This window comes from Mesorhizobium sp. M2C.T.Ca.TU.002.02.1.1 (assembly GCF_003997225.1).
This window is the reverse complement of record NZ_RZTO01000659.1, coordinates 1-3,534: the sequence shown is the minus strand read 5'-3', so window position 1 is coordinate 3,534 and position 3,534 is coordinate 1. Positions and strand designations below refer to the sequence as shown.

Genomic DNA, 3,534 nt, shown 5'->3' with positions numbered 1-3,534 from the left:
GGATCTTCCCCGTCGAGGTCTTCGGGATCTCCGCGAACACCACAGCCTTCGGCACCTTGAAGCGCGCCAGCAGACCGCGGCAGTGCTCGATGATCTCCGCCTCGGTCGCGGTCTTGCCGGGCTTCAGCTCGACATAGGCGACCGGCACCTCGCCCCATTTGTCGTCCGCGCGGGCAACCACACCGCAGGACGCGACCGAGGGATGCTTGTAGAGCGCGTCCTCGACCTCGATGGAGGAGATGTTCTCGCCGCCGGAAATGATGATGTCCTTCGAGCGGTCCTTAAGCTGGATGTAGCCGTCCGGGTGCATGACGCCGAGATCGCCGGAATGGAACCAGCCGCCGGCGAAGGCTTCGTCGGTCGCCTTCCTGTTCTTGAGGTACCCCTTCATGACGATGTTGCCGCGGAACATGACCTCGCCGATGGTCTCGCCATCGGCCGGCGTCTCCACCATGGTCTCCGGGTTCATCACCGTGAGCCCCTCGAGCGCGGCATAGCGCACGCCCTGGCGCGCCTTCTTCGCCGTCCTCGGGCCTTTCTCCAACGCATCCCACTCATCGTGCCATTCGTTGACGACCGCCGGACCGTAGGTCTCGGTCAGACCGTAGAGATGGGTGACGGCGAAGCCGGCATCGGCCATGCCCGAGAGCACGGCCTCGGGCGGGGGTGCCGCGGCGGTATTGAAGGTGACGGTCTGCGGGAACGCCCGCTTGTCCTCGTCCTTGGCGTTGATCAGCACCGACATGACGATCGGCGCGCCACACAGATGCGTGACGCCGTGGTCGGCGATCGCATCATATATCGGCTTCGCCCGCACCCAGCGCAGGCAGACATGGGTGCCGGCCTGCACGGCCAAGGTCCAGGGAAAGCACCAGCCATTGCAATGGAACATCGGCAGCGTCCACAGATAGACCGCGTGCTTGGCCATGCCGGCATGGATGGTGTTGGTATAGGCCATCAGCGCGGCGCCGCGATGATGGTAGACGACGCCCTTCGGATTGCCCGTCGTGCCCGAGGTGTAGTTGAGCGAAATGGCGTCCCATTCGTCATCCGGCATCGACCATGCGTAAGTCTCGTCGCCTGCGGTGACGAAGTCCTCATAATCGAGCACGCCGATCCGGTCACCCTTCGGATAGGGAGCGTCGGCGGCATAATCGGGGTCGTCATAGTCGATGACCAATGGCTTGGCCTTGGCCAGTGCCAGAGCCTCCCTGACGACCCCCGAGAACTCGCGGTCGACGATCAGCACCTTCGAGTCGGCATGGTCGAGCTGGAAAGCGATGACGGCGGCGTCGAGACGGGTATTCAGCGAATGCAGCACCGCCTTCACCATCGGCACGCCAAAATGCGCTTCCAGCATCGGCGGCGTGTTGGAGAGCATCACCGTCACCGTGTCGCCCTTGCCGATGCCATGCTTGGCGAGCGCCGAGGCAAGCTTCAGCGAGCGGCGCCAGAAATCGCGATAGGTGATGCGCTGGCTGCCATGAATGATGGCTATGTGGTCGGGATAGGTCTTGGCCGCGCGCTGAAGATAAGTGAGCGGCGTCAGCGGCTGGTGGTTGGCTGCGTTCCTGTCGAGATCCTGTTCGTAGGGATTGGCCATCCCGTTCTCCCCAAAGTTCTTTTCGAACCTTCTAACCTCAGGTCCGCTGTCACGCTATCCCTCCGAATGGCTGAAAATGCTATGATCTGACCGCTTGACAGAACGGCGATCCACGTTGAGCCGTGCTGACAGGCAAGCGCCTCCGCTCACCCAAATTTGACTTTTGTCGAGAGCCGTGACTAATGTCAGCCCGGGAGGCGGCATGGCGATCAGACCGGCAGAACAGCTCATCCACAAGGCCGCCTGGCTTTACTATGCGCATGGCCTTCGCCAGGACGAAGTGGCGAGCCAGCTCAACATTTCACGCGCCTCGGTCGCCATGTATCTGCGCAAGGCGCGCGAGACCGGCATCGTCAACATCTCGACTTCGACGCAGCTCTTCACCGACGACGTCATGGCGCGCAAGGTTGAAGACGCCTTCGGGCTCGACGCCGTTTGGATCGCGCCGGAAAACGCCTATCTGGCCGATCCCTCGACCGATATCGCGGTGCTGGCGGCAAGCGTCTTCCTCGAGCTGGTGAAGAAGGGCGACCGCATCGGCGTCGCCTGGGGCCGCACCGTCTACACCATCGCCGACATCATGTCCTTTGCCGACCTGCAGGACGTCACCGTGGTGCAGCTTTGCGGCAATCTCGGCGCGCCCTATTCCTATCGGCCCGACCAGTGCACGATGGAGATCGCGCGGCGGCTCAACGCCAAGGGCCTGAACTTCTATGCGCCGCTGGTGCTGTCGACGGAAGAGCTGGCGAAGAGCCTGCGCGCCGAGCCGGTGATCCGCGACCAGCTCGCCGGTATCGCCGACTGCGATCTGGCGCTCTATTCCGTCGGCGCTGTCGATGCCGACAGCCATCTGGTGAAATGCGGCGCGCTGACGCCGGCCGAGATGGAAGCGCTGCGCAACCAGGGTGCGGCCGGCGTGATCGCCGGGCAGATCATCGACGCCAGGGGCGAGGTGCTCGACTGCAGCTACAACCGGCGCGTCATCTCCGCCGCGCTTGCCTCGCTGCGGGCCATCGAGAAGCGGCTGATGGTGGTGCAGGAAGATACGAAATTCCAGCCGCTGCTCGCGGCCATCGCCGGCGGACTCTGCACGCATCTGGTGATCGGCGCGGATATGGCCGAGCGCCTGCTCCAGTATGCCGAGGCGGCAGCCAAGAAGGCCTCTTAGAAAAACCACCCTCGCCGCTTCTGTCATACAGGCGTCGCGGCTTTCTGTTCATGAGCAAAAAGACGAGTATCGGACGGAACGACATGAAGAATCTTTGGAACGACGCCGACGCGGAGAAGATGGTTGCCGACTACGCCAGGAAGGGCGTCAGCGGCGACCTTGCGCTGCGCGTCTATACGACCCGCCTGCTCGGCGGCGAGCCGCGGCTGGTGCTGCATGGCGGCGGCAACACGTCCTGCAAGACCAAGGCCACTGATCTCCTCGGCGACGAGTGGGATGTGCTGTGCGTCAAGGGCAGCGGCTGGGACATGGCTGTCATCGAGCCGCAAGGCCTGCCGGCGGTGAAGATGGGCGCGCTGCTCAAGGCGCGCACGCTTACCAAGCTCTCCGACGAGGACATGGTGGCGCTGCAGCGCTCCAACCTCATAGATCCCACCTCGCCCAACCCGTCGGTCGAAACGCTGCTGCATGCCTTCCTGCCGCACAAATTCGTCGATCACACGCATTCGACGGCGATCCTCGCCATCGTCGACCAGGAGGACAGCAAGCCGCTGATCAAGGCCGTGTTCGGCGACAAGATGGGTTACGTGCCTTACATCAAGCCGGGCTTCGACCTCGCCAAGGTCGCGGCGGAAGTCTTCGACGCCGACCCCAGCGTCGAAGGCCTTATCCTCGACAAGCATGGCATCTTCACCTTCGGCGACGACGCCAGGCAGGCCTATGACCGCATGATCCACTATGTGACCATGGCCGAGGACTATGT

General features: G+C 63.3%; 3 protein-coding genes. 2 read left to right on the top strand and 1 reads right to left on the bottom strand.

Translation table 11 applies throughout. From position 1 onward, the window contains the following. Positions 1–1,603, bottom strand: a 1,603-nt coding sequence (locus tag EOD07_RS27030) for an acyl-CoA synthetase (protein WP_164772566.1), incomplete at its 3' end; no start/stop codon positions are given. A gap of 202 nt (positions 1,604–1,805) precedes the next feature. On the opposite strand from EOD07_RS27030, the gene EOD07_RS27025 reads away from it, so the two are divergent. Then, entirely contained in the window at positions 1,806–2,771 is a 966-nt protein-coding gene (locus EOD07_RS27025) for a sugar-binding transcriptional regulator (RefSeq protein ID WP_127237575.1), read from the top strand. 83 nt (positions 2,772–2,854) lie between these two features. After that, positions 2,855–3,534, top strand: a 680-nt coding sequence (locus tag EOD07_RS27020) for a class II aldolase/adducin family protein (RefSeq protein WP_206519565.1), incomplete at its 3' end; no start/stop codon positions are given.